The sequence below is a fragment of the Flavobacterium phycosphaerae genome, assembly GCF_010119235.1.
Lineage (GTDB): Bacteria > Bacteroidota > Bacteroidia > Flavobacteriales > Flavobacteriaceae > Flavobacterium > Flavobacterium phycosphaerae.
Genome location: NZ_JAAATZ010000001.1, coordinates 961,018 through 985,193, shown reverse-complemented (window position 1 = coordinate 985,193; position 24,176 = coordinate 961,018). Strand labels below are relative to the sequence as shown.

25 protein-coding genes are annotated in these 24,176 nt (G+C 36.5%); 12 read left to right on the top strand and 13 right to left on the bottom strand.

All coding sequences use genetic code 11. The features are described from left to right. Positions 1-134 precede the first annotated feature (134 nt). From GUU89_RS04340 to GUU89_RS04315, 6 genes are read left to right on the top strand one after another with little or no spacing between them, the layout of a single operon-like run. Complete coding sequence (locus GUU89_RS04340) at positions 135-1,592, top strand: lipopolysaccharide biosynthesis protein (RefSeq protein WP_162126777.1); 1,458 nt, start codon at positions 135-137, stop codon at positions 1,590-1,592. Between the two features lie 3 nt (positions 1,593-1,595). After that, the gene (gene dut / locus GUU89_RS04335; RefSeq protein WP_162126776.1) at positions 1,596-2,030 is read left to right on the top strand and encodes a dUTP diphosphatase; all 435 of its coding nucleotides are present in this window, start codon (positions 1,596-1,598) and stop codon (positions 2,028-2,030) included. 22 nt (positions 2,031-2,052) lie between these two features. Beyond that, positions 2,053-3,063, top strand: a complete 1,011-nt coding sequence (locus tag GUU89_RS04330) for a sugar phosphate nucleotidyltransferase (protein ID WP_162126775.1) — start codon at positions 2,053-2,055, stop codon at positions 3,061-3,063. Positions 3,064-3,070: 7 nt separating this feature from the next. Further along, positions 3,071-4,423 (top strand): tetratricopeptide repeat protein, encoded by a 1,353-nt coding sequence (locus GUU89_RS04325; RefSeq protein WP_162126774.1) that lies wholly within the window; start codon positions 3,071-3,073, stop codon positions 4,421-4,423. Beyond that, complete coding sequence (locus GUU89_RS04320) at positions 4,423-5,187, top strand: DUF4292 domain-containing protein (protein WP_162126773.1); 765 nt, start codon at positions 4,423-4,425, stop codon at positions 5,185-5,187. Before GUU89_RS04325 ends, GUU89_RS04320 begins: the two co-directional genes overlap by 1 nt. A gap of 22 nt (positions 5,188-5,209) precedes the next feature. Further along, complete coding sequence (locus GUU89_RS04315) at positions 5,210-6,472, top strand: murein hydrolase activator EnvC family protein (RefSeq protein ID WP_162128619.1); 1,263 nt, start codon at positions 5,210-5,212, stop codon at positions 6,470-6,472. A gap of 33 nt (positions 6,473-6,505) precedes the next feature. Here GUU89_RS04315 and GUU89_RS04310 read toward each other — a convergent pair whose 3' ends face one another. Together GUU89_RS04310 and GUU89_RS04305 are read right to left on the bottom strand one after the other, a co-directional pair. Continuing rightward, entirely contained in the window at positions 6,506-7,015 is a 510-nt protein-coding gene (locus GUU89_RS04310) for an acyl-CoA thioesterase (protein WP_162126772.1), read from the bottom strand. 60 nt (positions 7,016-7,075) lie between these two features. Further along, positions 7,076-8,020, bottom strand: coding sequence for an HU domain-containing protein (locus GUU89_RS04305; protein WP_162126771.1), 945 nt, complete (start codon positions 8,018-8,020; stop codon positions 7,076-7,078). A gap of 101 nt (positions 8,021-8,121) precedes the next feature. Between GUU89_RS04305 and dprA the strand changes: the two genes are divergently transcribed. Both dprA and GUU89_RS04295 read left to right on the top strand, forming a co-directional pair. Further along, positions 8,122-9,225 carry a DNA-processing protein DprA gene (gene dprA, locus GUU89_RS04300; protein ID WP_162126770.1) on the top strand — a complete coding sequence of 368 codons (1,104 nt, stop codon included), beginning with the start codon at positions 8,122-8,124 and terminating at the stop codon, positions 9,223-9,225. Between the two features lie 48 nt (positions 9,226-9,273). After that, a complete protein-coding gene (locus tag GUU89_RS04295; protein WP_162126769.1) occupies positions 9,274-10,371 on the top strand; it encodes a hypothetical protein in 1,098 nt (365 codons plus the stop codon). Positions 10,372-10,433: 62 nt separating this feature from the next. Here the strand turns inward: GUU89_RS04295 and GUU89_RS04290 are convergent, their stop codons facing one another. Together GUU89_RS04290 and trpS are read right to left on the bottom strand one after the other, a co-directional pair. Next, positions 10,434-10,847 carry a hypothetical protein gene (locus GUU89_RS04290; RefSeq protein WP_162126768.1) on the bottom strand — a complete coding sequence of 138 codons (414 nt, stop codon included), beginning with the start codon at positions 10,845-10,847 and terminating at the stop codon, positions 10,434-10,436. A 31-nt stretch (positions 10,848-10,878) separates the two neighbouring features. Next, positions 10,879-11,856, bottom strand: a complete 978-nt coding sequence (trpS, locus tag GUU89_RS04285) for a tryptophan--tRNA ligase (protein ID WP_162126767.1) — start codon at positions 11,854-11,856, stop codon at positions 10,879-10,881. 73 nt (positions 11,857-11,929) lie between these two features. Here trpS and GUU89_RS04280 point away from each other — a divergent pair, with 73 nt between their 5' ends. Next, a complete protein-coding gene (locus tag GUU89_RS04280; protein ID WP_162126766.1) occupies positions 11,930-12,670 on the top strand; it encodes a lysophospholipid acyltransferase family protein in 741 nt (246 codons plus the stop codon). Positions 12,671-12,754: 84 nt separating this feature from the next. On the opposite strand, the gene GUU89_RS04275 is transcribed toward GUU89_RS04280, so the two are convergent. The 4 genes from GUU89_RS04275 to recA all read right to left on the bottom strand — a co-directional run bounded on the left by GUU89_RS04275 (position 12,755) and on the right by recA (position 16,362). Then, complete coding sequence (locus tag GUU89_RS04275; RefSeq protein ID WP_162126765.1) at positions 12,755-14,275, bottom strand: porin family protein; 1,521 nt, start codon at positions 14,273-14,275, stop codon at positions 12,755-12,757. Beyond that, positions 14,272-14,823, bottom strand: coding sequence for an RNA polymerase sigma factor (locus GUU89_RS04270; RefSeq protein ID WP_162126764.1), 552 nt, complete (start codon positions 14,821-14,823; stop codon positions 14,272-14,274). Before GUU89_RS04270 ends, GUU89_RS04275 begins: the two co-directional genes overlap by 4 nt. 20 nt (positions 14,824-14,843) lie before the next feature. Next, the gene (locus tag GUU89_RS04265) at positions 14,844-15,266 is read right to left on the bottom strand and encodes a hypothetical protein (protein ID WP_162126763.1); all 423 of its coding nucleotides are present in this window, start codon (positions 15,264-15,266) and stop codon (positions 14,844-14,846) included. A 91-nt stretch (positions 15,267-15,357) separates the two neighbouring features. Then, positions 15,358-16,362, bottom strand: a complete 1,005-nt coding sequence (gene recA, locus GUU89_RS04260) for a recombinase RecA (protein WP_162126762.1) — start codon at positions 16,360-16,362, stop codon at positions 15,358-15,360. Between the two features lie 245 nt (positions 16,363-16,607). Between recA and GUU89_RS04255 the strand changes: the two genes are divergently transcribed. Genes GUU89_RS04255 through GUU89_RS04245 form a run of 3 tightly spaced genes read left to right on the top strand, consistent with a single transcriptional unit; the run spans position 16,608 to position 19,044 of the window. Next, on the top strand, positions 16,608-17,342 hold the full coding sequence (locus tag GUU89_RS04255; RefSeq protein ID WP_162126761.1) for a lysophospholipid acyltransferase family protein: 735 nt from the start codon (positions 16,608-16,610) through the stop codon (positions 17,340-17,342). A 6-nt stretch (positions 17,343-17,348) separates the two neighbouring features. Then, positions 17,349-18,347, top strand: coding sequence for an acyl-ACP desaturase (locus GUU89_RS04250; protein ID WP_162126760.1), 999 nt, complete (start codon positions 17,349-17,351; stop codon positions 18,345-18,347). A 52-nt stretch (positions 18,348-18,399) separates the two neighbouring features. Next, the gene (locus GUU89_RS04245; RefSeq protein WP_162126759.1) at positions 18,400-19,044 is read left to right on the top strand and encodes an HD domain-containing protein; all 645 of its coding nucleotides are present in this window, start codon (positions 18,400-18,402) and stop codon (positions 19,042-19,044) included. Positions 19,045-19,073: 29 nt separating this feature from the next. Here the strand turns inward: GUU89_RS04245 and GUU89_RS04240 are convergent, their stop codons facing one another. Genes GUU89_RS04240 through GUU89_RS04220 form a run of 5 tightly spaced genes read right to left on the bottom strand, consistent with a single transcriptional unit; the run spans position 19,074 to position 24,173 of the window. Further along, complete coding sequence (locus GUU89_RS04240) at positions 19,074-20,789, bottom strand: hypothetical protein (protein ID WP_162126758.1); 1,716 nt, start codon at positions 20,787-20,789, stop codon at positions 19,074-19,076. Between the two features lie 4 nt (positions 20,790-20,793). Continuing rightward, positions 20,794-21,576: an enoyl-CoA hydratase/isomerase family protein gene (locus GUU89_RS04235; protein WP_162126757.1), complete on the bottom strand. Its 783-nt coding sequence runs from the start codon at positions 21,574-21,576 to the stop codon at positions 20,794-20,796. An 11-nt stretch (positions 21,577-21,587) separates the two neighbouring features. Next, positions 21,588-23,057 carry a sensor histidine kinase gene (locus GUU89_RS04230; RefSeq protein WP_394350906.1) on the bottom strand — a complete coding sequence of 490 codons (1,470 nt, stop codon included), beginning with the start codon at positions 23,055-23,057 and terminating at the stop codon, positions 21,588-21,590. 3 nt (positions 23,058-23,060) lie between these two features. Further along, positions 23,061-23,606, bottom strand: a complete 546-nt coding sequence (locus GUU89_RS04225) for a CopD family protein (RefSeq protein WP_162126756.1) — start codon at positions 23,604-23,606, stop codon at positions 23,061-23,063. Then, a complete protein-coding gene (locus GUU89_RS04220) occupies positions 23,607-24,173 on the bottom strand; it encodes a hypothetical protein (RefSeq protein ID WP_162126755.1) in 567 nt (188 codons plus the stop codon). Between the last annotated feature and the right edge of the window lie 3 nt (positions 24,174-24,176).

Below are 24,176 nucleotides of genomic sequence, written 5' to 3'. Positions count from 1 at the left end.
AGATATAATGTAGTAAATGTAGTAAAAAGCTTTTGTTTTTATTATTTCCAATGAAATTTTTAGCTAAAAACCACTAAGCATAAACCAAAGAAATGGTTACTTTTGTTTTTATTTCATAAAGCGTAATAATTACTTTGAGTCTATATAAAAACCTATTCAAACAAACTGCCATTTACGGATTAGCCACGGTTTTTCCGCGCATGCTGAGTTTTTTACTCAATCCGTTGTATGTAAAAGTGTTGCCCAAAGGAGAGTTTGGTGAAGTCTCCATTATCTTCGCTTACTTGGTGTTTTTGAATGTGGTTTTGTCTTATGGAATGGAAACGGCATTCTTCCGCTTTTACAATTTGGAAACCGATAAGAAGAAAGTAATTTCTACTGCTACCATTTCTATTTTTTGGTCGTCATTACTCTTTTTGGCTAGCGGTATTTTGTTCCGTAAAACCATCTCATTATATACCGGCATTGACCCGCAATATATAACTTATACAGTTTGGATATTAGTACTCGATGCCTTGGCGGTGATCCCATTTTCCAAACTCAGAGCCAATAAAAGGCCTATGGTGTACGCTGCGATTAAGATTGGCAACGTAATGCTGAATCTATGTCTGAATGTTTTTTTCTTATTGGCTTTACCCAAACTAGCCGAAGGAAACGCCAGTGGTTTTTGGCATACTATTTACTATGACCATTTCCAAATAGGCTATATTTTTATCTCCAATGTAATCGCCAGTCTGATTACATTCTTGGTGCTTTCTCCGGATTATTTTCAACTTAAAGGCAAGTTTGATTATGCGCTTTGGAAGAAAATGATGAACTACGCCTTCCCGATTTTAATTGCCGGAATTGCTTTTGCCATCAACGAACATTTCGATAAAATTCTGTTAGAAAAAATGCATGTCAGTAAAGCCGATATTGGAGCCTATTCGGCTTGTTACAAGTTAGGCTTGTTTATGGTGTTGTTTCGAACAGCGTACACTCTCGGAATCGAACCGTTTTTCTTCAGTCACGCCAGCAACGAAAATGCACAGCAAACCTATGCTACCATTACCAAATACTTTGTCATTTTCGGATCGTTCATTTGTTTGTTTGTCATCGTTTTTGCCGATTTATTGAAAAGAGTTCTAGTGCCTAATGATGAATATTGGGACGCCATGAAAGTAGTACCGCTGATCGTTTTGGCCAATTTCTTCCTCGGCATATATACCAACTTATCGGTTTGGTACAAGCTAATCGACAAAACCAGAGTAGGAGCTTATATTTCTTTGGTAGGGGCAGCAGTAACGTTGGCACTTAATTTCATTTTAATTCCAACCATGAGTTATTACGGTTCGGCCATTGCCACCATAGCTGCTTATGGAAGCATGATGATTATTTCCTATCAAATGGGAAAAAAACAATACCCGATTCCCTATGATTTCCCGAAAATATTTAGTTATTTAGGATTAATCGTAGTACTGTCGGCACTCTCGTTTTACATTCCTTATGTCAGAGAAAATTATCTTTTAAAAATAGTAATACTATCGCTGTTCTTGTATTTCATTTATCATAACGAAAAAGAAACCTTAGTTAGAATAGCCAAACGAAAATAAACCATGCAAATAAAAATCATCAACAAATCGCAACACGAATTGCCCAATTATGAAACCATCGCCTCAGCAGGAATGGATTTGCGCGCCAATTTAGTTGAACCAATCACCCTTAAACCTTTAGAAAGAGCTATTGTAAAAACAGGTTTGTTCATTGAGTTACCTATTGGATACGAAGCTCAAGTAAGACCAAGAAGCGGGTTAGCAGCCAAAAAAGGAATAACTGTACTAAATTCTCCCGGAACAGTTGATGCTGATTATCGTGGGGAAATCGGTGTGATTTTAGTAAATTTATCAAATGAAAATTTCGTGGTAGAAAACGGCGAAAGAATAGCACAATTAATCATTGCTAAACATGAACGCGCCGAATGGATTGCAGTAGAAGAACTGTCCGAAACTTCTAGAGGTGAAGGCGGTTTTGGAAGCACCGGCGTGAAATAAAAAATAAATCAAAGCATAAAAAATGAAAATAATAGTTCCTATGGCAGGACGTGGTTCGCGTCTTCGCCCACATACCTTAACGATTCCAAAACCACTAATTCCCATAGCAGGGAAACCAATTGTACACCGATTAGTAGAAGATATTGCCGGGGTCTTGAATCAAAAAATTGACGAAGTGGCTTTCATCATTCATGAAACTTTTGGCAAAAAAGTAGAAGAAGATTTAATAGCCATAGCCCAAAAATTAGGAGCCAAAGGAACCATTTACTATCAAAATGAAGCACTTGGAACGGGACACGCTATCATGTGTGCTAAAGATTCTTTAAGCGGTCCGGCTGTAATTGCTTATGCTGATACGTTAATTCGTGCCGATTTTGATTTAGATACAACCGCCGACAGCGTTATTTGGGTTAAGCAAGTTGAACATCCAGAAGCGTTTGGAGTAATCAACTTAAATGAAGCGAACGAAATAATTGAATTAGTTGAAAAACCAAAAGAGTTTGTTTCAGATCTTGCGGTCATCGGTATTTATTACTTTAAAGATGTTGCGGTCTTAAAAAATGAACTACAATCGGTTTTAGATAACAACATCATTCACGGCGGCGAATACCAAATTAATGATGGAATTAAACAAATGATGGCAAAAGGCATGAAATTTGTGCCGGGCAAGGTTGACGAATGGATGGACTGTGGTAACAAAGATGTAACCGTGGAGACTAATTCCAGAATGTTGGGCTTTTTGCACAATGATGGGGAGCATTTGATTGATTATGACGTAAAGCAAGAGAACTCAACCATCATCCCACCTTGTTATATTGGAAAAAATGTGATACTAATTAATGCCACTGTTGGTCCCAATGTTTCTTTGGGAGAGGGATGTCACATTCAAAATACAGTAATTAAAAATAGCTTGGTGCAAACCCATGCTCATATTAAAAATGCTCATTTAGACAATGCAATGATAGGAAATCATGCCAGTTTTGATGGTGATTTTACCAGTATCAGTATTGGCGATTATTCAGTTTTAGAATAAAACAAAAATGAAAAAACTTCAAGTTTATGGATTGCTGTTATTAGGAACAATTGCTGTTCCTAATCTGCTTTTGGCTCAAACCGAACCAAACGAAGTGGTGGTCTTAGATCATGGATTTGAAGATAATTTTTATGAAGCGTTAAAACAAAAAGGGATTGAAAACTATGATAAAGCCATAGAATCACTCCGAAAATGTGAAGAAGCCAATCCTGAAGATCCTATCGTTTACTTTGAACTGGGTAAAAATTATTTAGCGCAAAAGAAATACAAAGAGGCTTACGATAATTTCGAAAAAGTCACCAAAATGGATCCCAAAAACCGTTGGGCTTGGGTAGGAATGTACGACGTTTGCTATGAACAGCGCGACTACAACAAAGCCATTCCTATTGTTGAAAAATTAGTAGAATTTAAAGAAGAATACAAAGAAGATTTGACTTCATTGTATATGAATACGCAGCAATTTGACAAGGCTCTTGATCTCATCAATGAGTTGAATGATAAATACGGCAAAACCGACAAACGCGAATTGTATAAAGCCGATATTTTAAAAGACGCCAAATACCAATCCGCAGAAAAGAATAATCTTTTGGACCAAATCAAGAAAAACCCGAAAGATGAATCTAATTATATTGCTCTGATTTACATGTATTCGCAAAGCAATCAGGAAGAAAAGGCTATGGAAATTGCTAAGAAATTAGAAGCGGCCATTCCAACTTCCGATTGGGCTCAAGTGAGTTTGTTTAAATTTCATTTGAATAATAATGATGGTGATAATGCGGTTAAAGCCATGAATATTGTCTTGCCCAGCAAAAAAATTGACCAAAAAATCAAGCACCGAATGCTGAATGAGTTTCTGATTTTTGCCAAAAACAATCCGAAATACGAAACGGATTTAGACAAAGCCATTTCCTATTTTGACAACGATAAAGAAATAAAAGTAGCTAAAGAAATCGGTAAGTTCTATTTTTCAAAAGCCAACTGGGCCAAAGCCGCTAAGTATTTTGAAATGCACTTAAAAAGCAGTCAGGATGATGTTGAAACCCAGCAGTTGTTGCTTCAATCGTATACCGAAACCCAACAGTTTGAAACCGTAGCGAAAAAAGCCGAAGAGTTGATGCAGTTTTTCCCGACACAACCTCAGTTTTATTACTATGCCGGCTTGGCGAATAATCAACTGAAGAGTTTCAAGAAAGCGGCAAATCAATTAGAAACCGGTTTAGATTTTGTTATTGATGATACTGCTTTGGAGATTAATTTCAACATCCAATTAGGTGAAGCTTACAATGGTTTGGGCGACATGAAAAAGAAAGAAAAGTATTTTACCAAAGCCAACGAGCTTATTAATAAACAAAAGAAGTAATGAAAAAATTAGGTTGTGTGTTGTTAGTTCTTTTACTAGTTTCTTGTAAAACAAAAGCGGTTTTAAACGAAGGAAAAGCCAGTGATGTTTTAAGTTCGGAAAAAATAATTCAAAATCATTACAATAATAAAATCGATTTTTCGTCGTTATACATTAGAGCCAGCGCCAAGTACAAAGATGAAAAGCAATCACAGAATGTCTCAGCCGAAATCAAAATTAAGAAAGACGAGAAGATATTGGTAAGCATTCGTTTTTTAGGCATAACTATGGCCAAAGCTTTGATTACCCCCAATGAAGTAAAGTATTATGAAAAAATCAACGGTACTTTTTTTGAAGGCGATTATGCTTCACTAAGCAAATGGTTGGGCACCGATTTAGATTTTCAAAAAGTGCAAAACATGTTATTGGGAAAACCAATAGACGATTTAGCCAAAGGAAATTATACCAGTGCCATCGTTGAAAAGTTTTATAAATTAAATACATTTGAAAACCAGACAGAAAAGTCTTTTTGGTTTGAAGGAGAGCGTTATTTGCTTAAGAAACAAGAGATAAACCAACCGCTAAAAGAGAGAGAGTTTGAAGTGAATTATCCAAATTTTCAGGAAGTTTCATCAACCTATCTTCCGGCAAGTTTGTTGATTAATGCCTTTCAACAAGCAGCAAAAACAGAAATTTCAATTGATTATAATAACATAACATTCAACGAAGATCTTTCTTTCCCTTATAGTGTTCCGGAAGATTATGAAAGAATTTTTATTAAGTAAATTAGCCAAAATAACCAGCACCATGCCGAGATTCTTTTTACTTTTTTTATTTTTTTGTTTAGCTACACCTATGTGGAGTCAACCGCCAACACAAGAACAATTGGAGGAACGAAAAGCTAAAATTCAATTGGAAATCCAGGAAAAAGAGCAATTGCTGCAATCGATGAAGAGCAAAGAGAAATCGGTTGTGTCACAATTAATGATTCAAAAGGAAAAAATTGGTTTAAAAGAAAAACTGATTAAAACCACCGAAAAGCAAACCAAGTTGCTGAGCAATGATATTTATGTTAACCAACTTAAAATAAACCAACTCAACCGCGATTTAGAAGAACTCAGAAAAGATTATGCTGAGATGATTTTAAAGTCCTATAAGAGTCGTTCGGAACAAAGTAGAGCTATGTTCTTATTGTCTTCACAAAATTTTCTTCAAGCGTATAAAAGAGCTCAGTATATGAAGCAATATGCGAGTTACCGAAAAATGCAAGGCGAAGAAATAAAAGGGAAAACCCTTCAGTTAGAAAACTATAACGTGAAGATTGGCGCGCAAAAAACGGACAAAGAAAAACTAATTGCTGAAAATGAAAAGGAAAAACAAGACCTGGAAAAAGAAAAGCAAGAGCAAGAAAAAATAGCCAATCAAATCAAAAAAGACAAAGGAAAAATTGTTGCCGAAATCAAGAAAAAGCAACAGGAAACGAAAAAGATTGATGCTCAAATTCAAAAATTAATTCGAGAAACTATTGCAGCCGCCAATAAAAAAACAGCCGCAGCTAAAGCCAAAGCCAATCCTAAAACAACATCAGCTGCAGACACCAAAGCCGTAGAAAGTTCGGCCAAGATTGTATTAACATCAGAAGGACAGTTAGTGGCCAATAATTTCAGAGCCAACAAAGGAAAACTACCATGGCCGGTAGAAAAAGGGGTGGTGACATTGCCTTACGGAGACCAACCGCATCCGGTATATAAAACCTTGACGGTTCATAATAGTGGTGTTGAAATCACGACCGAAAACGGTGCTTCAGCCAGAGCGGTTTTTGGCGGAGAAGTGACTAAGGTAATTAAATTATCCCCGTTGAATATTGCGGTCTTTATTCAGCATGGAGACTTTTTTACGGTGTATCAAAATTTGAGTAGCGTAAATGTTAGTGTTGGTGATAAAGTGTCAACCAAAGAAACGTTGGGCAAAATCAGAACGAATGGTGATACCGGTAAAACCATTTTGAAATTCTTGATTCTTCAAAATACAACCTATAATAATCCGGCTTCGTGGTTATTTAATATGTAATAAAAAAGCCCTGAGTTATCAGGGCTTTTTTTATTATAAGAATAGTGCTTTTAGTTCAGTCGCGTCATGCGGATTCATTTTTCCGGCTAAAACCAAACTCAACTGTTTTCTTCTTAACGCCGCATCATAGCGTTCTTTTTCCAGTTCTGTTTCGGGAATAATAGGAGGAACACTTACCGGATTTCCGGTTTCATTAACGGCAACAAACGTGTAAATGGCTTCATTCGCTTTGGTTCTGATACCCGATTCTCTGTCTTCAATCCAAACATCTAAGAAAATCTCCATCGAAGAATTAAAGGCGCGTGATACTTTAGCTTCAACAGTAACAACACTTCCCAAAGGAATAGAACGATTAAAGGCTACGTGATTTACCGAAGCGGTAACCGTAATTCGGCGGGAATGTCTTCGGGCGGCAATACTGGCAGCTCTGTCCATTCGGGCCAACAATTCACCACCAAAAAGATTATTCAAAGGGTTGGTTTCACTTGGTAAAACTAAATCGGTTAAAATGGTTAGCGATTCAGAAGGATGTTTTGGAGTCATGTGAAGTTTTTTGCAAAGGTAATTACTGAAAACAAAAAATCCTGATTTCTCAGGATAATTTTATAATTCTTCAATCAGCAACCAGGCATCTTTATTGTCTAATCGTTGAATGCTTTTCATGGCTTCACGAGCTTCAGCATAGGAAGAATAACTTCCGTAAAGCACCGGGAATAAGCCGTGTTTGTTTACCGGTAATCGCTTGGCTTTAAAACCTAATTTCAATAATGATTCATAGGCATTAGCGGCATTTGACTCTAATCGGAAAGCGCCGGCCACTACATGATACGGCATTTTTTCACTAGGAACAGTTAGCGTAACTGCCGGCAGTGGATTTTCGATAAAGAAAGTGGCTTCCTGTATTTTTTGATTTATTTTTTTCTGAACATTGGACTGCACAACAAGGGTTTGTTGCTCAATTTGTGTTAGATAATTGTCATATAATTTATATCCTAAAGCACCTGTCAATCCTAAGGAAACGGTAATAATAGCCGCATATTTCAGTGCTTTATAACTTCTTCTCTTTTCCGGAGTGAAAGCGATAGGGGCTTTTTCTTCCAAAGTTTCTACCGCTTCTTTATATGCCTCACGTTTTACTGAAGGCGATACAAATGAACTCAACCCAAAAGATTCTTTCAAATAATTAATTTGGTCAGCCGGAACGAACACTATGTTTTTTTCAGCATTCAAGGTAAACTCCCCAATGTTTTTGACAGAGAAATGTCCAAATTCCTGAATTTTAGTTTTCCAACTTGACACTTCATTCTGAATGGCATTTACAGCCACTTCATAGGCTATTTTTTCGGCTTGCGCTAAATGATTGGCCAATAATCCGTCGTTGTTTTTAATGAAGGGATTGAAAGAAATCAATTTTTTTGGAGGATAAAATGAATGGGCATTTTCATCCAACTGTGCCGACTGGAATTCGGTCAAAAAAGCACCAAATCCGGGAACGGTAACACATTGATAACGATATAATAATTGGGAAATGTATGGTTCAATCTTCATGTTAACAAATTTAGAGAAACAATAGTAGTATCAAAAAATTATTCACAATTTTTATTAACAATCCTGAAGAAAGATAAATATTTTTGTAGTACTTTAGTGATATGAATAATACTGAACTTTTTCACATTTTAGCGCTGTTGCGAGTAGAAGGCGTTGGCGATATTGTGGCCAAAAAGCTCATAAACCATTGCGGTTCAGCTGAAAATGTATTTAAATCAAAAGCACAGCAACTAAAAGGAATAGATGGTGTTGGGGAAGTATTGCTGAGAAATTTAAAAAGCAAAACCATTTTTGAAAAAGCCGAAGCGGAATTACGTTTTCTGGAAAAGGAAAACATCACCGTGCAGTATTATCAAAATGAGAATTATCCCGATAGGTTAAAACATTGTGTGGATGGTCCGGTGTTGTTGTTTGCTTCGGGTGCTATGAATTTTGACAATCGCAAAATGATAAGCATCGTAGGAACAAGACAAATCACGACTTACGGTACCGAATTTTGTAAAAAATTAATTGAAGATTTGGCTGTTTTCAATCCGATTATCGTCAGCGGATTTGCTTATGGGGTTGACATCGTAGCACACCAAGCAGCTATGGAAAACAATTTGCAAACCATCGGCGTTTTGGCACATGGCTTAACCCAAATTTACCCCAAACCTCATAAAAGATATGTGGCTAAAATGGAGCGAAATGGGGGTTTTTTAACTGAATTTTGGAGTAATGCCAATCCTGATAAGGAAAATTTTGTGCGTCGTAACCGCATTGTTGCCGGCATGAGCGAAGCCACTGTAGTAATAGAAAGCGCTGAAAAAGGAGGTTCTTTAATTACCGCCAATGTGGCCAATGATTACAACAGAGACGTGTTCGCCGTACCGGGCAGAATATCGGATAAATACAGTCAAGGCTGTAATGATTTAATTAAAACGCAACGCGCCAATTTACTGACTTCAGCGGCGGATTTAATTTATGGTTTGAACTGGGAATTGAAAGAAGTGACAACCAAATCGGTTCAAAAACAATTGTTTGTTTCGTTAGATTATGATGAACAAAAAATATACGATTATCTTCAAAAAAGTGGCAAACAATTGCTTGATGTCATGGCGCTGGACTGTGATTTTCCGATTTTTAAAATGTCTTCCATCCTATTGAATATGGAGCTTAAGGGCTTGGTGCGACCTTTACCGGGAAAATTATTTGAGGCCGTTTAACTTTAAATGGATTTATATTTTACATTTGTTTTTATACTACTTTGAAGCATGAGTGATGATTTTTATCAAAATATAGCAGCCAATAAGTTTGATGACATTACTAAACTTATTGAAGCAGAACCCTTTCTCTCGGAAGCGCTACTTTCAGAATTGACTCAGGAAGGATTAAATAAATTGGAAAGTGCCCGAGTGGCCTTATCTCCGCCGTATAGTGATTTCTCCAAAATTTTATATGTTAAAGAAGGTACTTTTTATAAGTTTTTAAATCATATCAAAAACGAAGAAATCGAAGAAAAACTAAAAAGCGTTTTGAATCTTATCGTTAAGATGTATACTCAGGATTCAAGTTCTGAACTGGCCGGAAAAGCCTTCATTGCGGTTAACAATTTTAAAGCTGACGATGCTGAATTAGCCGAATTAATTAATAGAAACAAGTTTTCTTTAGAGATACAACCAACACCTTTTTTATCTAAAAGAAACCGGAATTATTTGATTTTTACTGTAGTGCTGGCTTTTGTGGCTATCAGAGCCGTCATTTTCTTTAATACGATGAAACCGTTTCAAAATAATGAAGCCGATTACAATTACGATATTCCAACAGAAGAATATAAATCAGAGCCTCGTAAAATTGACCGTTACTACACACAAATGAAATTTCGAATCGATAGTTTTTTTGTTTTTTTAGCGGATTATAATAAAGCCGAAATCAAACAGCTGACTAAGATTGATAATATTAAAACCGGAGAAAATCCATTCGAAACGTTTTATCAAAGCTCAGTGGAAGGGGAAAGCAGTAATTTTATTAAAGTTAGGAACAACACCAATTTTGATATGATTTTATTAGAAAATGCAACGCTGTATGATACCATAAAACTACCCAAAGCAGCTTACTACATCCAATCGGGAAAAACGGTAGAAGTAACCAAAAATGACTCGGATGCCAATGGTGTTTTTAATTTTTACTTAGGAAAAAAGCTGGCTACTTTTCAAACCAACAGCCAACATCTTTTTATCAGAAACCATTCGGTGATTGAATACCGTTTCAGTGAATTACTCCCGGAAACCAAAGAAATTTTGGAAACCGATTACAGCCTCAGAGATGATGCTTCCGTCTCTTTAAAAAACGGTATACTTCGAATTAACTAAAATAGAAAAGGCAAAAAACGAATGCGTCTTTTGCCTTTGTGAGTCTCTCAAAAAAGTTGAGATTATTGTTTTTTTGCAATTTTCAACAGGAAGGTTTCTTCGGTTCGGTCTTCGTTTAAGCCATAGGCAATTTTTATTTCATAACCTTCGGGAGCTTCAACTACTTCTAGTACTTCCAGATTTACTAAACTGTCCGTTTTATACAATTTGGTTGTTATTTCTTTGCCCAATTCGCTATCAGAAATATACAAAAACTGTTTGGCTCCTTCGGGTGAATCGTCTTTCGTATAGCCCAAATCATTGTTGACTACATAGGTTTTTACCAAATGATTTTTAAAACCAAACGAATTGATAGCATGCACTTTGGCCAACACTTTGCTTATTTCCGGACTCTTTTCTTCGGTGTATTTTAGGCCTTGGGCAAAAGTGCCAAAAGTGAAAAAAGACAGTATAACCAATAAAATAGAATTTTTCATAAGAAACAGATTTTTATCAAATGTATAAATTTTATTCAAACCCCAATTTTTCTCTAACTTTTTTTAAGACCGTGTTGGCAATATTTCCGGCTTTCACAGCGCCTTGTTTGAGTAAAGCATCTACTTCGGCTTGGTTATTCATGTAGTAATTGTATTTCTCTCTTTCTGTTTTGAACTTTTCAGTGATCAATTCAAATAAGGCTTGTTTGGCATGACCATAACCAAAATCACGGTTGGCATTAGCATATTTAACGCGCATTTCGGCAATTTGTGCTTCATTGGCAATTAATTTGAACAAACCAAATACTTTACATGTTTCTGGGTTTTTAGGCTCTTCAAGGGGTGTGCTGTCGGTTTCTATGCTCATGATTTGCTTGCGCAACGCTTTATCTTCGAGGAAAATATTAATGATATTGCCGCGGGATTTACTCATTTTTAAACCATCAGTTCCCGGAACATACATGGTTTCTTCTTGTACTTTTCCTTCGGGAATAACAAAGGTTTCTCCCATTTGATGATTAAATCGGGAAGCTACATCACGTGTGATTTCGATGTGTTGCATTTGGTCTTTTCCCACCGGAACAAATTGCGCATCATACAGCAATATATCAGCCGCCATCAGCATTGGATAAGAAAACAAACCGGCATTTACGTCTTCTAAACGATCCGCTTTGTCTTTGAAAGAATGCGCCAAGGTCAAGCGTTGAAACGGGAAAAAGCAACTTAAATACCAAGACAATTCAGCTGTTTGCGGTACATCGCTTTGGCGGTAAAAAATAACGTTATTGACATCCAAACCACAAGCCAGCCATACCGAAGCAGTGCTATAAGTGTTTTGACGAAGCTCATCTCCGTTTTTAATTTGGGTTATCGAATGCAAATCGGCGATAAAAAGAAACGATTCGTTAGCTGGATTTTTTGACAGTTCAATAGCAGGCAAAATCGCACCCAATAGATTTCCTAAATGAGGTGTGCCCGTACTCTGAATTCCGGTTAATATTTTTGACATTTTCAAATTTTTTCTAATCGCAAAGTTAAACCTTTGTATTAAAAATTGCATACCTTTCATTACATTTGACAACATGAGAGCACTGAAAATTGTTTTTTGGACACTTTATCGCATTTGGTTCTACATTTTAATGGCGATTCCGATAATCGTAATGTTCCCGTTTCTGTTTATTTCTATTCTTTCCGAAAAATGGTACCCTTACTTTTTTGTAATGGCTCGCATTTGGGCCAAAATCATTTTGTTTGGAATGGGGTTTCGAGTTGCACTAGAAACCGAAGAAGAAATAATAGAAGGCAAAAGTTATATGTTTGTGGCCAATCACACTTCGATGACTGATATTATGCTGATGCTTTCGGTGGTTAAAAATCCCTTTGTTTTTGTCGGAAAAAAAGAATTGGCTAAGATTCCGTTGTTTGGATTTTTTTATAAAAGAACCTGTATTTTGGTAGACCGAAAAAGTTCCAAAAGTCGAATGGCTGTTTTTGAAAGAGCCCAAAAACGATTAAATCAGGGACTGAGTATTTGTATTTTTCCCGAAGGTGGTGTCCCGGATGATGAATCAGTTTTATTAGATGAATTTAAGGACGGTGCTTTTCGCTTGGCGGTTGAACATCAAATTCCCATTGTGCCAATGACTTTTGCCGACAATAAAAAAAGGTTTTCGTATACTTTTTTCAGTGGAAGTCCAGGTTTAATGCGTGTAAAAATTCATCATTTTTTTGACACAAAAAATCAAAAACCCGAATACAAGAAAACCGTAAAAGAGGATGTTCGGCAAGTGATAGAGAAACAACTATTGAAGTATAACACATAAAAAAAGAGTCCCAAACTTCGGGACTCTTTTCTGTTATTACTCTAAAGCAATAACACCACTTAACTAATTTTAAACAATCATAAATTAAAATTTATAGCTGATGCCGCTGTAGATTCCAAAGACGTAAGGTTTGAAATTACCGGCGTTTTCGCTAAAAGTATTCAATTGGTATTTCAGCGTTGGCTCTACATTGAATTCAAACGATTTCAAAAAGCCATACTTTATCCCTAATCCCAAGTTGGTACTGAAGTGTACGTCATTAAGATTGTTGGCTTTTCCTAAGTCGGTGCTCATGTTTTCCGAAACCAAAGAGATTTTATTTTCATTCAAGAAAAAGGTACTGACGCCACCAATTATTTTAACGCCAAATCGCTTGTTTATCAAGGCATATGTCAGCTCTACCGGCACTTCGTAATACCCCATTTTTTGATTCATATACCCTTCGTTTTTTTGTACAAAATTATTTTCAAAGGGCAACAAGCTTTCACTGGGAGCACTGGCATCTTCCACATGAATGGCTTTTCCGCTCAAGGTGGGGCTAATATTCGTGACGCTTGGGTTGTCTATATCAACAAAAAAAGCAATACCATTAGTGTTGTAATCAACACTCATTTTGTTGATACCGGTTCGCACAGACAATTTGGTATTGACAGCATAACTGATACCAACTCCCATGCTAAAACTCGTGTTATACTCTTTTGGATTGTTTTCAAACTCTGAGCCAATTGGCGATCCATTACTAACAGAACCTAAGAAAACAGGGGCAACGTTTGAGGTGATTTGCCATCTGTTTTCTTTGGGTAGCTGTTTTTCTTTGCTTTCTTTTTCATTAAGCAATTCTTCCAACGCATTGGTAGCAACACTGGCCATTTGGGTCGTGTCGTTAACTTTCTTTTCAGTTGTTACAATTTTTGAGTTTGAATTAGGAGCCCCTTTTAGATCATCAAGATTGATAATTTTATTGTCAGTTATAGTATTATTGTTGGTGTTATTTTGAACTGTTTCAGTTTGAACCAATTTGTTTTCCGATAAAGATTTATTGGTATTTTCTTTATTAACAGCAACCTGATTTGTTGATTTTTCTACAACGATTTCAGGTGTTGGAGTTTTAGAATTTCGATTCTTTTTTAAAGAACGATGTCCTGCGGATTGACTTTCAGCAATAGCCTTTTGAGAAGAAGAGGTAATGGTTTTACGGTTGTTTTTTTCTTCGGAAATAGCATTAGCATTGCTGTTGTTGTTTTCAATTGCCGGAGATGTATTTACTATAGCTGTTGAAACCGGAGGAACAGTGGTTTGCTCTTTAGCTGAATTATTTCCGGAAGTTATAGGCGATGCAGATTTGTCTGTAGGTTTTGATTGGGCACCAATAACGATTCGGTTTTCGATTTTAGTACTTGGTGAATAAATCGACTTTGCCACAAAAAAACCAAGTAAGAACAATGCGGCTACTCCTGAAAGTTTCCACCAAAAAGGAATGACTCTTCTTTTTTTCTTTTCATTAAGCCTTGCTTCAATATTCGACCAAGTTTCTTCCGCCGGAAGGGCTTCGAAATCGTTGAATTTTTGCTGAAACAGCCTGTCTATGTTTTTTCTTTCACTCATTTTGCAGAAGGAAAAGTTTTGTTTATTTCGTTTTGTTGTAGTTCAATTTTATCTTTTAAAATCATTCGCGCCCGAGCCAAATTTGATTTTGACGTCCCTATGTTGATGGAAAGCATATCGGCAATTTCCTGATGTGTAAACCCATCCAAAACATAAAGATTAAAGACCAGTCGATACCTGTCGGGCAATTCCTGAATAATTTTTAGCAGGTAATCTAAGGATATGTTTTCGTCATCAAGATCAATTTCACAATCATCTTCCACATCTTCATTTACCAAGCTTAAAAAAGTCTGATTTCTATAGTGTTGTAAAACATTATTAATCATAATTCGTTTTAACCAACCATCAAACGAGCCTTTAAAAGAGAACTGTTCTATTTTATTAAAAATGATTAAAAATCCGTCTTGTAAATTGTCTTGTGCCTCACTATAATTGCGCGAATACTTGAGGCAAACAGCAAACAGTTTTGGAGAATATAATTGGTATAACTGTTCTTGTGCTTTCCTATTGTTGTTTTTGCAATCATTTATGAGTTGTTTTAAATCCAATTTGCAAAAATTGTTTGTTGTTAATTTACGGGCACTTCAATCTCTAAAAAAATATTATTGCCATCGGCGTCTTTACCCTGCCAAAACTTAAAAATATAAGGATTACTGCTGGTTACTTGAAAGTTGAAGGAATAGTCAACCTCGTTGTTGGTTAGCGTTTGACAATTGTTATTTTGTGCTACTGCATTTTCTATGGCTATCGTTCGTATGTTTTTAGAAGTTTCAGCGTCTATTTTTTTGTCATAATAAATACCGTTAAAAACATGGCATGAAGTAGGTCTGTTATAATGCATCGTAATCTGATATGTATCCCCTAAAGTAAATTCCGAAGGAATGTCTACACTGGTAACTGGGACTAATTCAAACAAAAAACTCTCTCCGTTATCTGTTGAACAAGAATTAAAGATGAAAAAAAGCGCAAAGAGGGAAATTATTTTTTTCATAATGGAAAATCAATTTGTTGTTAGATGTTTATTTAATTCAAAGGTTGCGTTAAGGTAATAAAAAAACCCGAAAATTTTCGGGTTTCTGGTATTAAGCATTATTCTCTTTTATAAGATCTTTTATTTTTTGTTCTAGCTCATCAGCCAGTTCCGGATTGTCTTTGATTAAGACTTTCACTGCATCTCGTCCTTGTCCTAGTTTGGTATCACCATAGCTAAACCATGAACCCGCCTTTTTGATGATTTCAAATTCAACGGCTAAGTCAAGAATTTCACCGGTTTTTGAAACACCTTCGCCATACATAATATCAAATTCAGCGGTTTTAAAAGGAGGAGCCACTTTGTTTTTTACCACTTTTACTTTGGTTCGGTTTCCAATCACATTTTCGCCGTCTTTAATTTGTGAGGAACGACGGATATCTAAACGAACTGAAGCATAGAATTTTAAAGCATTTCCCCCGGTAGTCGTTTCAGGATTTCCAAACATAACACCGATTTTTTCTCTCAACTGGTTGATGAAGAAAACCGTACAATTCGTTTTGCTGATGGTTCCCGTTAATTTTCTTAAAGCTTGTGACATCAAACGAGCGTGTAATCCCATTTTTGAATCTCCCATTTCGCCTTCGATTTCGCTTTTTGGCGTCAAGGCCGCAACCGAGTCAATAACCACAATATCAATAGCTCCTGAGCGGATTAGGTTTTCGGCGATTTCTAATGCTTGCTCTCCGTTGTCCGGTTGTGAGATGATAAGGTTTTCAATATCTACACCCAATTTCTCGGCATAGTTTCGGTCAAAAGCATGTTCTGCATCAATAAAAGCAGCTATACCACCGGCTTTTTGGGCTTCGGCAATAGCATGCAATGTTAAAGTGGTTTTACCCGATGATTCCGGACCGTATATTTCGATAACTCTTCCTTTAGGATATCCGTTTACTCCCAAAGCTAAATCTAAACCAAGCGAACCGGAAGGAATAACTTCTACCTCTTCTACCGCTTTGTCCCCCATTTTCATCACGGTTCCTTTGCCGTAAGCTTTGTCTAATTTATCTAGGGTTAATTGTAATGCTTTTAATTTTGCTTCTTTTTCTGAACTCATTTTTAAAAAATTTAGTGGCATAAAAATAATGCTTTTTTTGATGGAATAGGATACAAAACAGATGAGTTTTGAACAAATTATTTCCTCCCTTAGGACAGCAATTATTTTAACTTTAAAGGTAGAGGGATTTAGTGGTGAAGAAGTGTGCGAAAAGTGTATATTATGTTAATTTTTAATGTTTTTTTATCTTGGTTTTATATTTCATCCTTTGATTTTTACCTATTTTTGTCCTCAATTTTCACTTTATGGAAAAACTAATTTCATACCCCATATCAGTAGTTTATTACCTGTGTTTCGGATTATGTTTGGTGATTTTTCATCCCATTCAGTGGGTTTGTTTCAATGTTTTTGGCTATCAGGCACACAAAAAAAGTGTAGATTACCTGAATTTCTTTTTGACCAAATGCACCAATATTTTAGGAACTACTTATACTTTTGAAAACAAAGAACGTATTCCTGAAAACGCACCGATAATTTTTGTGGCCAATCATCAGAGTCTGTATGATATTGTTGGGATTATTTGGCATTTGCGAAGATTCCACGCTAAGTTTGTCAGCAAAAAAGAACTCGGAAAAGGCATCCCCAGTGTTTCCTATAATTTGCGTCACGGCGGTTCTGTGCTGATTGACAGAAAAGATCCTAAGCAAGCCATCCCGGTAATTAAAGGATTGTCGGAATACATTGAAAAATACAAACGCTCCGCTGTGATTTTCCCCGAAGGGACCCGAAGTAAAAACGGAGAACCAAAAGAATTTGCCCAAAGTGGTCTAAAAATCTTATGTAAATATGCACCATCTGCGTATGTTGTCCCAATTACCATTAATAATTCGTGGAAAATGGTTAAATTTGGGGCCTTTCCCATGGGATTAGGTAATCGTTTGCAGTTTATCATTTATGAACCAATGGCAGTGAAGGATTTTTCGTTTGAAGAATTAATGGAAAAAACAGAGCAAGCGGTCAAACAATCAATTAAAACGTAGCAAAAAATGCCTCAAAAGAATATCCGACTTGAAGTCATGCAATTTTTAGAAAAAGACATCGACACTTTTGTGGATGAATTTTTAATTCCGGTAGAAAAAATTTGGCAACCCAGTGATTTGTTGCCTAATTCCGAAGGAGACAATTTTTTCGAGGAAGTAAGAGAACTGCGCGAAATTGCTAAAGAGTTACCCTATGACTTTTGGGTAACATTAGTTGGTGATACCATCACAGAAGAAGCTTTGCCTACTTACGAAACCTGGCTGATGGATGTGGAAGGCGTTACCCAAAAAGGAGAAACCGGAGACAATGGCTGGGCAAAATGGCTGCGACAATGGACCGGAGAAGAGAACCGTCACGGAGATTTACTAAACAAATATTTGTACCTATCCGGTCGTGTGAACATGCGTGAAGTGGAAATCACTACCCAACATTTGATCAATGATGGTTTTGATCCGGGAACAGGTAGAGATCCTTATAAAAACTTTGTGTTCACTAGTTTTCAAGAATTAGCAACTTATGTTTCCCACAATAGAGTAGCCCAATTAGCAAAGAAATATGGTGATAATAAATTGTCTAAAATTTGCAAAATCATAGCCGGTGACGAGATGCGTCATCATTTGGCCTACAGTGAATTTGTAAACCGTATTTTCAGCATCGACCCTAGCGAAATGCTATTGGCGTTTGAGTACATGATGAAGAAAAAAATTACCATGCCGGCCAATTTAATCCGTGAATCAGGAGAAAGTATCGGAGCTGCTTTTGAGAAATTTTCGGAATCCGCACAACGCATAGGAGTTTATACCGCTTTAGATTATGTTGATATTTTGGATAAACTAAACAAAAAATGGGAAATCGATAAATTGGGGAACCTGACTGATGAAGCCGAAAAAGCGAGAGATTATTTATTGAAACTACCAGCCAGAATGACCAGAATTGCTGAGCGAATGGTGGTTCCGGGCGAAGAAAAAATGTTCTCTTGGGTACAACCTCCAATGTTCAAATAAAACAACTATAATCCTTTCCCAAAACGAAAGGATTTTTTATTCAAATTACGATATGTCAATAATTGATGCTACCATACGTTTTGTAAAACAACAACTCGAAAACGCCGAAGGCGGACACGATTGGTTTCACATAGAACGCGTTTATAAAAATGCGCTCTTAATTGCCGAAGGGGAAACTTGCGATATAACGGTTGTAAAATTGGGAGCTTTGCTTCATGATATTGCAGATAGTAAATTTCATAATGGCGACGAAATGGTTGGTCCAAAAACCGCTCGTGCCTTTCTGGAAGGTGAAAATGTTTCAGAAGAAATCATTCTTCACATCATCAACATCATTGAAAACATTTCGTTTAAAGGCGGGAATTTTGAAAAGCAATTCAGTTCAAAAGAACTTCAAATTGTGCAGGATGCCGACCGTCTAGATGCGATTGGTGCGATTGGCATTGCCCGTTGTTTCAATTATGGTGGATTTAAAAACAGAGCATTATACAATCCGAATATTCAGCCAAATCTTAATATGAGTAAGGAAGAATATAAAAAATCCGAATCGCCTACCATTAATCATTTTTATGAAAAGCTATTGCTCTTGAAAGATAAGATGAATACCCAAACAGGTAAAAATATAGCAGCAGAACGCCACCGTTACATGGAAAATTTCTTATCGCAATTTTATGCCGAATGGGATGGAGAAAAATAAAAAAGAAACCAATTGGTTCTCTTTTTTTGTTACAAGGTTATTTTCAGTAGTTGTTTGTTTTTTCCTTTTCTTCCCAAAAAGTAAACGGAATTATTAATGACAGCACCTCTTGAAACCATGAATGGCACTTCATTTTGCTCATCATCCAAAATTTCCTGATAATCAAAATCACCATTAGCATTTATGGTAATCTGATTAAGATTGGATTTGTTTTTACTGGTTTGACCAAACTCAATTCGGTCATTTCGAAGTTTTTTGATCTTGTCTTTGGTGTTGAGGAACAATTGGGTTTTGTCTTTGTTTTGTGCGGCCGTATAGGAAATGAATGAATTATCATCGTCAACGGTAGATTGTTTTTTATTAATATTTCTGGCCCAAAGCAGTTTCCCTTCGGGGTTTAATTTTGCAATTACAATATCGTCATAACAAAAATGAATTGTTCCGCCGCCACCCATTCCGCCACCCGGAGCCATAGCATTAGGTGAAACCATTATATAATTTTCTTCGGCATTGAAAATAATGTCGTTGTTCTCAGTAAAAAACACATTTTTAAAACTAATGTTTTTCAATGTAGAACTGCTCTTGTCTCCATATTTGTCAAAAAGGAATTGCTTTGTAAACGGATTATAATTCGTGTTTTTGAGTTGTAATGTAACCGGATCTAACTTGAAACAGCTAATTCCGGAATATTTAAAATCTTTTACATCCGAATAAAAACCAAGAATAATAAGTTCATTATTATGGTAAACCGTTTTCAGGTTGCCAATAAAATGTTCTTGAGTGTCAATAGTTGCTGAGGTATTTTTGGTATCCGTAATTTTGGTAAACTCAAAGAAGTATTTTCCTCCTTGTGTTTTTTTCTTGGCATCTGCGGTATATTCTTTAGATACAAGATAAACTGCTTCGCCGTGCTCTGCAAGTTGGATGTTTTCGAAGAAACACTTTCGGTCTGGGGCATTGCTGGTATAGAATAAATCCATTTTTTTATTAGAATCAGCATCAAAAACATATAGTTTCAAGCCGTCTTTTTCCTGTTGTACACCATCCAAAGCCAGTAAAAAAGCGTTTTTTTCTTCGTTTATTACCAGAGTAATATCTGAACCGCTGCCTTGGGAACCGCTGCCGTACAGACTGGAGTAATTGTAACGTCCGTCACCCGAAAAGAAAATGCGGTGGAAATCATTTAGTCTTCCTGATTCGTCTTCGGCATATAAATCTCCGTTGTTTTCATTGGTCCAAATTTGTTTGGATCGTTTGTAAAATTTGCTCTGCAAATCGAAATACCCTAGGCTCTTCATCTCTTCTCTTGAAAGGCGAAACAACTCTTTTTTGGAGGTCTTAAAATCTTCGCTCAACATGTTATCGACGCACACAAAATATTTTTCATTCAAGTCATAATAAAACTCTATAAAATGAAGGTTGTTTTTCATACTGAAAACACCCAAAATCAAGTTGTATTTTTGATAATTGGGATGCTTCATTTCATAATCAAATGCCTTTTTGAATTTTAAGTTGGCATCATAATTTTCAATGTAAAAACCTTCGCCCTGAGAAAGCATACTGCCTTTGTAAGAACGCACCATAGTTACATCTCCAACCGAATTTTTCTCAGCCAAAAGGATGACAGAATTTTTATACTCGTCCTGAAAAACATCACTTTTCATCAATGGGGAAGCGGCATTTTGTGCCAAAAGCCCACCAGAAAAGAACAATATTATCAGCGTTAGATGAAAAAATGACTTCATAATTTTATTTCCCGGTAAACTCCGCTTTTCTTTTCTCTAAAAAGGCAGTGGTTCCTTCTTTAAAATCTTCGGTACCAAAACATTTTCCAAAGTTTCTGATTTCAGTTTCGTAACCATTAACGCCTTCTTTAAAATTAGCATTAATCGCTTTGATGGCTTTACTAATGGCTGTCGGCGAATTTTTCATAATGCGTTGTGCCAATGATTTGGTGAAAGTTAAAAGTTCGGCTTGTGGTACAACATGGTTGACCAATCCGGCACGAAAAGCTTCTTCGGCCGAAATCATTCCTGCTGTCATAATCATTTCCATCGCACGTCCTTTTCCTATTAATTGCGGCAAACGTTGCGTTCCGCCATAACCCGGAATTACGCCTAAAGAAACTTCCGGTAATCCCATTTTAGCATTGTCTGAAGCAATTCGGAAATGACAGGCCATGGCCAATTCTAATCCGCCACCAAGCGCAAATCCGTTGACGGCAGCTATAGTTGGTGTTTTCAAATTTTCGACAAAATCGAATAATAACTCCTGTCCTTGAGCCGCCAATTGTGCACCTTCTTCTACCGAAAAATTAGCAAATTCCGAAATATCGGCACCAGCCACAAAAGCCTTTTCGCCTTCGCCAGTTATAATAATGGTTCTGACTTCTTCATTGCCGTCAAGGCTTTCCAAAGCGTTATGCAATTCCTGAATGGTCGCTATATTAAGGGCATTCAATTTTGTCGGACGGTTGATGGTAATTTGTCCAATGCCGTTTTCAACAGCAACGAGTATGTTTTCGAAGTTCATAGTTTGTAGTTTTATTTAACAATAGGAAGCGACACAATAAAAGTAGAGCCTTTTCCGAGTTCGGTTTCAAATGTAATAGTTCCTTTGTAATTTTCGATAATGTTTTTAATAATTCCCAATCCCAATCCCATGCCACTGGTTTTGGTGGTGAATTTGGGTTCAAAGACATGTTCAATATGTTCAGGCTCAATGCCGCTGCCGTTGTCTTTTACTGAAATGATAACGTTGTTTTCCACCTCATTTACCGAAACCAAAACCTGTTTTTCTTCTTGTTCATCAGGTATGGATTGAATAGCATTTTTAACCAAATTGGTAATGATTCGGATTAGTTGCGTTCGGTCAAGTTTAGTAACAATATAGCTGTTGTTGCTTTCAAAAGTGATAAACTCTTCATTGAAAATATCCAAAGCTAATTCAACCACTTGCACTACATTCAAGGTTTCGTTTTGCTGTGCCGGCATCGAAGCAAAGTTAGAAAAAGCCGAAGCCACCGCAGTCATCGTATCAATTTGCTGTATTAAGGTTTTCGAATAATCGTTCAGTTTTTGTTTTAATTCCGGATCATTCGGGTCAAATTTCCGTTGGAAACTCTGTACCGTCAAACGCATTGGGGTTAATGGATTTTTGATTTCGTGAGCCACTTGTTTAGCCATTTCACGCCAAGCCTGTTCTCGCTCGCTTTGCGCCAATTTAGCAGCACTTTCCTCGAGTTTGTCAACCATGCCGTTGTAGGCTTTGATCAGTAAGTTGATTTCTTTACTGTTGGCTTCAATGACGATTTTCTCATTTTTTTGATTCAGGCTCGTTTCGTTGATTTTATCGGAAATCGTTTTTAAAGATTTAGTGATATACGTCGAAAGGAAATAGGCCAAAGCAAAAGCAACAATCAACATAAAAGAATAGACCTGGCTCAAACGCAACAAGAATTGCTGCAACTCATTTTCATAAAAACCGTCATCTTCTACATAAGGAATGTTCAGAATTCCTAGCGGTTTGAACTTATCATCTTTAATCTGACTGTAAGAAGAACGGTTTTTAATACCATTAACATTTTTAATATCAACATACCTTTTTTCAACCGAAGATTCTACTAAATTGATAATGTATTTAGGAATAGGCGGTGCCACTTTATCTACAGAAAAGGTGGCTTTGGAAGACTTCAGCAGTTTCCCGTTCAAGGAATAAATGTTAATATCAAGATTATGAATATCGGCTAGCTCGTGAATTTTATCTTTAAAAATCAAAGGCAAATTTGCTTGGGTCAGCGGATAGGTGGTGGTTGAAAGCACGTAGTTGATGTGCTCTTTAATGGCATTTTCTTTTCGGTCTAAACGCTCTTGATGGTATTCTTTGGCTTCATTTTTAAACTGAATAATCGAAATAGAAGCCATCAAAACGGAAGCAATCACAATCAATATAATCATCGACAGGAATATCCTGATTCGGAGTGACAGCATTGACATTTTGAAGCCGTTGAGCATGGTTTAGGATTTGTTTTTCTCTCGAATTCGTTTGTAAAATTTAAAGCCCAGCATAATCAAAACCGAAAACAAAACGATTCCGACAACGCCATAAATCCAGTTGAAAGCATTTTTTAAAATTACTAAAAAAACAACAGCAAAAAGAATGATGGTTGCGCCTTCATTCCACAAGCGCATAAAGTTGGAGCTGTACTTGAATTCGTCATTTTGCAGTTGTTTATATATCTGATGGCATTTAAAATGATAAGCAAACAGTAAAACTACAAACCCCAACTTGACCTGCATCCACGGCATTTGCAACCAAGCCGGCATTAAATGCAACAAGAATAAGGCAAAAAGAGTAGCTAAAACAGCACTCGGCCAAGTGATGATATACCATAAACGATACGTCATGATTTTGTATTGCTTCAGCAGAATTTCTTTTTCCGGAGAAGGTTTGTCCTTGGCTTCAATTTGGTACACAAACAAACGAACAATGTAAAACAAGCCCGCAAACCAAGTGATGACAAAGATGAGGTGCAGTGATTTTATGTAATTGTAGTATTCCATTTAATTGCAAAGATTTTTATCCGAATCGATTTTTTTAACCGAATACAAAGTGTCCAACAATTGGTATTGCAGTTTTTGAAAATCCTGACTTTTGAATTGGGAAGTAGAAAGCCCAAAAATCTTATCATCCATAATCATGCTGGCAAACAATTGCGAGGTCACTTCTGCATTTTGGCCTTCGGGTAGCTTAAAATACCAAAATATACTGGTCATACTGCCTTTGATTTCAATTTTGAACATTTTTAATTCGAGTTCAGTTTTAAACTGGGTGTTCAAATACTCGTGTTCGCCTTCGACGTAAGCCTTCAGTATTTCGAAATGATCGTCTTTGTTTTCGGCATTAACAAATTTGCTTTTATCAACTAACAAACTTTGCAAAGGCAAATTATTCAACGCAATCAGGTTGACATTGTCCGTTTTTTTCACTTTTCCCAAGAGTTCAATGGCATAGGAATCCTTGTTGTTTTGGATAATCCAATACGATTTTTTCGCATTGCATTCCACAATGTTTTGACTGAAAACAAAGGAACTGCACAGAAGAATGAGTAATGCTAGTTTGGTTTTCATAGA